6 protein-coding genes are annotated in these 6,154 nt (G+C 72.9%); 1 reads left to right on the top strand and 5 read right to left on the bottom strand.

What is annotated here, in order from left to right; all coding sequences use genetic code 11:
- Positions 1-110: 110 nt before the first annotated feature.
- The 3 genes from ACFXGA_RS35945 to ACFXGA_RS35935 form a co-directional block, all read right to left on the bottom strand.
- On the bottom strand, positions 111-1,535 hold the full coding sequence (locus ACFXGA_RS35945; protein ID WP_378096131.1) for a cellulase family glycosylhydrolase: 1,425 nt from the start codon (positions 1,533-1,535) through the stop codon (positions 111-113).
- Positions 1,536-1,689: 154 nt separating this feature from the next.
- On the bottom strand, positions 1,690-2,097 hold the full coding sequence (locus ACFXGA_RS35940; RefSeq protein WP_378096128.1) for a hypothetical protein: 408 nt from the start codon (positions 2,095-2,097) through the stop codon (positions 1,690-1,692).
- Between the two features lie 4 nt (positions 2,098-2,101).
- On the bottom strand, positions 2,102-2,650 hold the full coding sequence (locus ACFXGA_RS35935) for a TetR/AcrR family transcriptional regulator (RefSeq protein WP_378096125.1): 549 nt from the start codon (positions 2,648-2,650) through the stop codon (positions 2,102-2,104).
- 46 nt (positions 2,651-2,696) lie between these two features.
- Here ACFXGA_RS35935 and ACFXGA_RS35930 point away from each other — a divergent pair, with 46 nt between their 5' ends.
- Positions 2,697-4,307, top strand: a complete 1,611-nt coding sequence (locus tag ACFXGA_RS35930; protein WP_378096122.1) for an AMP-dependent synthetase/ligase — start codon at positions 2,697-2,699, stop codon at positions 4,305-4,307.
- On the opposite strand, the gene ACFXGA_RS35925 is transcribed toward ACFXGA_RS35930, so the two are convergent.
- Together ACFXGA_RS35925 and ACFXGA_RS35920 are read right to left on the bottom strand one after the other, a co-directional pair.
- The gene (locus ACFXGA_RS35925; RefSeq protein WP_378096119.1) at positions 4,271-4,987 is read right to left on the bottom strand and encodes a DUF998 domain-containing protein; all 717 of its coding nucleotides are present in this window, start codon (positions 4,985-4,987) and stop codon (positions 4,271-4,273) included. The two genes, ACFXGA_RS35930 and ACFXGA_RS35925, sit on opposite strands and share 37 nt — an antisense overlap.
- 67 nt (positions 4,988-5,054) lie before the next feature.
- Positions 5,055-6,041 (bottom strand): LacI family DNA-binding transcriptional regulator, encoded by a 987-nt coding sequence (locus ACFXGA_RS35920; protein ID WP_378096116.1) that lies wholly within the window; start codon positions 6,039-6,041, stop codon positions 5,055-5,057.
- Between the last annotated feature and the right edge of the window lie 113 nt (positions 6,042-6,154).

The raw sequence follows: 6,154 nt of genomic DNA, 5'->3' as shown, positions 1-6,154 counted from the left end.
GCGGCGCGGCGCGGGGGGGGGGGGGGGGGGGGCGCGGGGGGGGCCGCGGCGGGGGGGCGGCCCGGGGGGGGGGGGGGCGCCCGCCCCCCCCCCCCGCGGGACTCCGGCGATCAGCTCGTCGGGAAGTTGTCCGGCGTCCGCATGCGGTCCCGGATCCAGACGCCCGCCGGCTTCAGCACGGCCGTGCCGGCGAACGTGGACCCCGCGCAGGTGCCCTCCTTGAACACCGCGCCCGACCGGAAGTCGTCGGAGAAGTTCCAGTTCGTCCAGCCGATCTTGTTGGCCGCCAGGAAGTCCAGGTACTTCTGGCTGTAGGCGAAGTCGTTCGCGCCGTCGCCGGTGTAGGTCTGGGTGCCGAACTCGGTGACGAAGATCGGCAGCCGCGCCGCCGCCCGCTGCAACGCGGCGAAGTACTCGTCCTGGTGCGACGCCGCGTAGAAGTGGAACGTGTACATGAAGTTCGTGGCGTTGATCGGGTTCGAGATGATGTCCTGCTCGCTGCGCCCGTCCGAGATGCCGAGCGACCCCCAGCCGTGCGTGCCGACGAACACGACGCCGTCCGGGTCCTGCGCCCGGATCACCGGGATCATCTGCTCCGCGTAGGACTTGATGCCCGCCCACGACACGTTGTTCGGCTCGTTCGCGATGTCGTAGATGATGTTGGTCTTGTCCCGGTGCCGCTGGGCGACCTCGGTGAAGAACGTGCGCGCCAGGGAGAGGTTCGCGTTCGGGTCGCCCGGGTCGAGCTGGTGCCAGTCGACCAGCGCGTACAGGCCGCGCCGCGTCGCCTCCTCGATGTAGCCGTGCACCAGGTCGGTGAACTTGCGCGGGTTCGTCTCGTAGCCGCCTTCCTGCACGTACATCGAGATGCGCAGGACGTCCGCGCCCCAGTCGTTCGCCAGCGCGTCCAGCGACGCGGTCTTGACGCACTGCGAGTACCACTGGATGCCGTGCGTGCTCATGCCGCGCAGCTGGATCGGCTTGCCGTATTGGTTGCACAGCTTCACGCCGCACACCCGGAGCTGCCCGTTGACGTCCGCGGGGCGGCCCGCGCCGGTCGTGCCGGTGTCCACGCCGAGCCGGTCGAGGTTGGGGCCGCCGCCGGCCGTGGTCGCGGTGGCGCGGACGCGGTTCACGCCGGCCGCGAGCGTCACCGCGGCCGTGCCGGTGGACCAGGTCGACCACGCGCCGGTGCCCGGGAACGCCACGCTCACCGCGGGGCCGCCGTTGACCGTCACGCTCATCGGCCGGTTGGTGGTGGTGCCGTTGGCGTACCGGAAGGACAGCGTCGCGGGACCGGCGGTCGCGGCGCTCACGGTGAACTCGACGTACGCGCCGGCCACGTTGTCGTAGTTGACGAAGCCGCTGCCGGTGTAGCCGGCGTGGTTGGACTCGACCACGCCGCCGGAGATCGACGCGCTCTCCGCCTGGTGCTCGGTCACGGCCGCCGCGCCGACGTCCGCCGCGCCGACGTCGGTCAGGGTCGCGGCCGAGGCGGCGGGCACGGACAGGACCGCCGCCACGAGCGGGGCCAACAGGGGCAGTACGGGCCATCGGGGTGCCACAGGGTGCCTCCCACGGGTCACAGGGGTGGAGGTGGAACACGCTGGCGGCGGCTCAGTTAGGAAACTTTCCTATCTGTTGCGTGGATCACAGCACCCCGGGACACCCGCTGTCAACGGTGCGCCCCTAGTAGTCGTCGCCGCCGAAGAAGGTCTCCTCCAACCGGTCCGCCGTGCCCGCGAGCAGCGCCAGCGGCTCGGTGAACTCGTGGATGTCCAGGTCGGCCAGCGGCAGCGAGTGCCGCAGCACGACGTGGTCGCCCATGATCGCCGCACCGCAGGCGATGGTCGAGTTGCCGACCTCGGCGAGGAACGCGTGCAGGTCGACGTTCGCCGCCAGCCCGATCGGCGAGGCGATCTGCACCCACTCGTGCAGCTTGTCGAGCACCTCGCGGACCAGGATGACCACCTGGGTCCGCTCGTCGTCCTCGTCGTACTGCTCGAAGTTGAACAGGATCCGGATCTCGTCCTCGTTCTCCGCGATGACGTCGTAGGTCTCGTGCACGTACGCGGCGAGGTCGCCCCAAGTGGCCATGCGATCACCCTACGGGCGCGACCGCCGCCCACACCGCATCGGCGACCCGGTCGGCCGCGGCGGCCAGGTCGAGCGCGCCCGCCAGGTGCCGCCGGGCGCACTCGTGCGCCGGTCCCATCACCACCGGGTCCAACGCCCACAGCGGCAGTTCCCGCAGCTCGCCCGCCGCCATCCGGGCCGCGAACCAGCGCGCGACCGGCTCGAACACCGCCGCCTTCGCCGCCGGGTCGGCGGTCGCCGGCGCGGCGTAGAGGAACCGGGCGCGGCCGGGGTTCCCGACCACCCACGCCAGGTACCGCGCCACCAGCGACCGCACGGCCTCCTCCGCGTCGCCGACCTCCAGCGCGGGCAGCATCGCCGCGACGCAGTGCGCGAAGCTCTCCCCGTACAGCACGGCGAACACACCCGCCCGGCTGCCGAAGTGGTGGTAGACGCTTCCGTTCGACACCCCGGACCGGGCGGTCAGCGCGCTGATCGTGACCGCGTCCAGCCCGCCCTCGTCGACCAGCGCGAGCGCCGCGTCCAGCACGGCCCGCCGACCAGTCGATCCCACGCCGCTAGAGTACCGCTCTAGAGCGCCGCTCCCCCAGGAGGTCACCGTGGCCCGTTCCATCCCCGATCTGCTGCGCGAACGCGTGCGGGAGACCCCGGACGCCGAGGCCCTGCGCCACCGCACCGGCGACACGTGGACGTCGCTGACGTGGACCGAGGTCGCCGAGCGCGTGCGCCGCCGCGCGCTGGGCTTCCGGGAGCTGGGCGTGCGGGACGAGGCCCGGGTCGCGATCATGGCCGCCACCAGCGTGGACTGGATCCTCACCGACCTCGCCGTGCTGGCCGCGGGCGGCGTCACGACGACCATCTACCCCAGCAGCACGCCCGAGGTCGTCTCGCACATCGTCCGCGACTCCGGGAGCGTGCTGGTCGTCGCGGACCCGGAGCTGGCCGGCAAGGTGGACGCGAAGGTCGTCACGCCGGACTGGGAGCCGGACGCCCCCGAGGGCGACTACGACGCGATGGTGGACGAGCTGACGCCCGACCGGCTGGCCACGCTGATCTACACGTCCGGCACCACCGGCACGCCCAAGGGCGTCGAGCTGACCCACGACAACTGGCTCTACACCGCCGAGGCGATCCGCGAGCTGGGCGTCCTCACCCCGGACGACCTGCACTTCCTGTGGCTGCCGATGTCCCACGCGTTCGGCAAGGTGCTCCAGGTCGGCATGCTCGCGACCGGCGTGCCCACCGCCGTGGACGGCGACGTGGACCGGATCGCGGCCAACCTCCAGCAGTTGCGCCCGACCGTCGTCGCCGCCGCGCCGCGCATCTTCGAGAAGATCCACCAGCGGGTCGTGGCGTCCATGCGCGAGGCGGGCGGGGTGAAGGCGAAGCTGTTCGACTGGGCGTTGGCCGTGGCCGAGCACCCGGAGTGGACGACCCGCCGCAGGATCGCCGACAAGCTCGTGTTCAGCAAGCTGCGGGACCGGGTCGGCGGCCGGATCAAGTACTTCGTGTCCGGCTCCGCGCCGCTGTCGCGGCCGGTCGGCGAGTTCTTCGACCGCGCGGGCATCACGATCCTGGAGGGCTACGGCCTGACCGAGTCCTCGGCCGCGTCCTTCGTGAACCGGCCCGGCGCGAACAAGCTCGGCACGGTCGGCGCGCCGCTGGTGGGCACCGAGGTGCGCATCGCCGACGACGGCGAGGTGCTGATCGGCGGGCGCGGCGTCATGCGCGGCTACCACGGCCTGCCGGAGGAGACCGCCGCGACGCTGCGGGACGGCTGGCTGCACACCGGCGACATCGGCGAGCTGGACGAGGCGGGCCGGCTGCGCATCACCGACCGGAAGAAGGAGCTGATCAAGACCTCGGGCGGCAAGTACGTCGCGCCGCAGGCGGTGGAGGGCCTGGTCAAGGCGGGCAGCCCGTACATCGGCAACGTGCTCGTGCACGGCGACGGCCGCAACTACTGCGTCGCGCTGGTCACCATCGACCCCGACCTCGCGCCCGCCGACCTGGACGCGGAGGCCGAGGTCCGCCGGGCCGTCGAGGCGGCCAACGCCAAGCTCGCCCGGCACGAGACGATCAAGAGGCACGCCGTGCTGCCGAAGGACTTCTCGGTGGACGACGGCACCCTCACGCCGAGCCTGAAGATGCGGCGCAAGGAGATCGAGACCCGCTACCGGGACGTGCTGGACAGCCTGTACGCCGGCTGAGCGGGGGCGGGGGCGGTCCGGGTCGCCGCGACCGCCCACACGCCCGCCACCAGCACCGTCACCACCTCGGTCAGCACCAGCAACCGCTCCACGTACCCGAGCGGGATCACCCGCCACCACGCCGTGCCGACCAGGGCGTCCACCGCGATCGCGTACAGGATCGGGGTGAACGCGAGCGCCGACAGCAGGCCGAACCGGAACGTCCACCGCGCGTGGCGGCCCCACACCGGGTCCCGCCGCCACGGCCGGGCCAGCAGCGTCGCGGCGACCGGCAGCGCGACGAACGCGAGCAGGCTGCCGAACCGGTGGATGCTGCCGCTCACGCTCGGGCCGATCGCCCAGTTGTTCTTCGGGAAGATCACCACCAGGGTCAGCCCGACCGACCACGCCGCGAACGCCAGCGCGCCCGCCGAGTGCCACCGCGCCACCCCGCGCCGCACCAGCACGGCCAGGATCGCGACCGACCCGGCCACGAGCAGCAGCACCCCGGTGTCGAACACCCAGCGGTACGGCCCGAGCGCGTACTCGCTGATGGTGCGGCGCAGGTGCCGGGTGGACTCGCCGAGCCGGTAGAGGTCGAGCCCGCCGACCAGCGCGACGGTCAGCAGGACGGCGGCGGCGCCCGCCTGGGCGACGAAGCGGGCCGGGGAACGGGTGGGCGCGAAGTCAGCGGTCGGCACAACGGACAGAACGGACGGCGCTCGGCCGGCGTTCCGGGGTTAAGGGAACCGACAGCTTCGGCCGGCGTCAGGCCGACCGGCGCACCACGAGCGTGGGCGCGAACACCACCGAGCTGACCGGGCGGTCGGGCCGCTCGACCCGTTCGACCAGCAGTCGGGCCATCTCGGCGGCCATGTCCTCCACCGGCTGGCGCACCGTCGTCAACGGCGGGTCGCACTCGACCGCCGGGCTGCTGTCGTCGAAGCCGACGACCTTGACGTCCTCGGGCACCCGCCGGCCGCACTGGCGCAGCACCGGCAACGCGCCGGTCGCCATCAGGTCGGACGCGATGAACAGGCCGTCGATGTCCGCGTCGGCCAGCTCACGGGCCGCCGCCGCGCCGCCCTCGCGGGAGAAGTCGCCCTCGACCACCACGGGCTCGGGCAGGCCGTGCCGGGCCACGGCCTCGCGGAACCCGCGCAGCCGGTCCTGGCCGGGCGGCGTCTCCAGCGGCCCGGTGATGGTCGCCGTCCGGCGGCACCCGGAGGCGACCAGGTGGTCCGCGGCCAGGGCCGCGCCGGCGGCCTGGTCGACGTCCACGTAGGTGATCGACATGGGCCGCACCGGCCGCGCGGCCAGCACGACCGGCAGGTTCGCCTCGATGAGCTGCCGCGGCAGCGGGTCCGCGTCGTGCGTGTGGATGAGGATCACGCCGTCCAGCCGGCGCTGCCGGATGTCGTCCACCACCTCGCGGTGGTCGCCCGTGGTCAGCACGAGCTGCACGCCCAGCGGCCGGATCACCGGCAGCACGCCGCTGACCACCCGGCCGAAGTACGGGTCGTGCACCGTGCGGCCCTCGTCGGGCAGGACGAGCCCGATCGCGCCCGCCCTCCGGGTGACGAGCGAGCGCGCCGCGCGGTTGGGCGTGTACCCGGTCGTGGAGATCGCCTTCTCCACCACCTGGCGCAGCTCACGGTCCACCGTGGCGACCCCGTTGACGACCCTGGACACCGTGGCCCGGGAAACCCCCGCGATCCGCGCGACCTCTTCCAACGTGACTGGTCTGCGGTCCACGTCAGCCTTTATACCGGGAGGTGGGGGGGGGGGGGGGTGGGTGTGGTCAACCCCCCCCCACACAAAGGACGCAGAGGAAACCTCCGCGAGCGCGAGGAGAGAGAGAGGGCGAG

It is taken from the genome of Actinosynnema sp. NPDC059335, assembly GCF_042752395.1.
Lineage (GTDB): Bacteria > Actinomycetota > Actinomycetes > Mycobacteriales > Pseudonocardiaceae > Actinosynnema.
The sequence above is the reverse complement of the archived record's forward strand: the minus strand, read 5'-3'. Positions and strand labels throughout refer to the sequence as shown.

What these genes read in the sequence shown, in the direction of transcription:
- ACFXGA_RS35940 (WP_378096128.1), bottom strand. Translation starts at nt 2,097, where the DNA reads ATGGCCACTTGGGGCGACCTCGCCGCGTACGTGCACGAGACCTACGAC.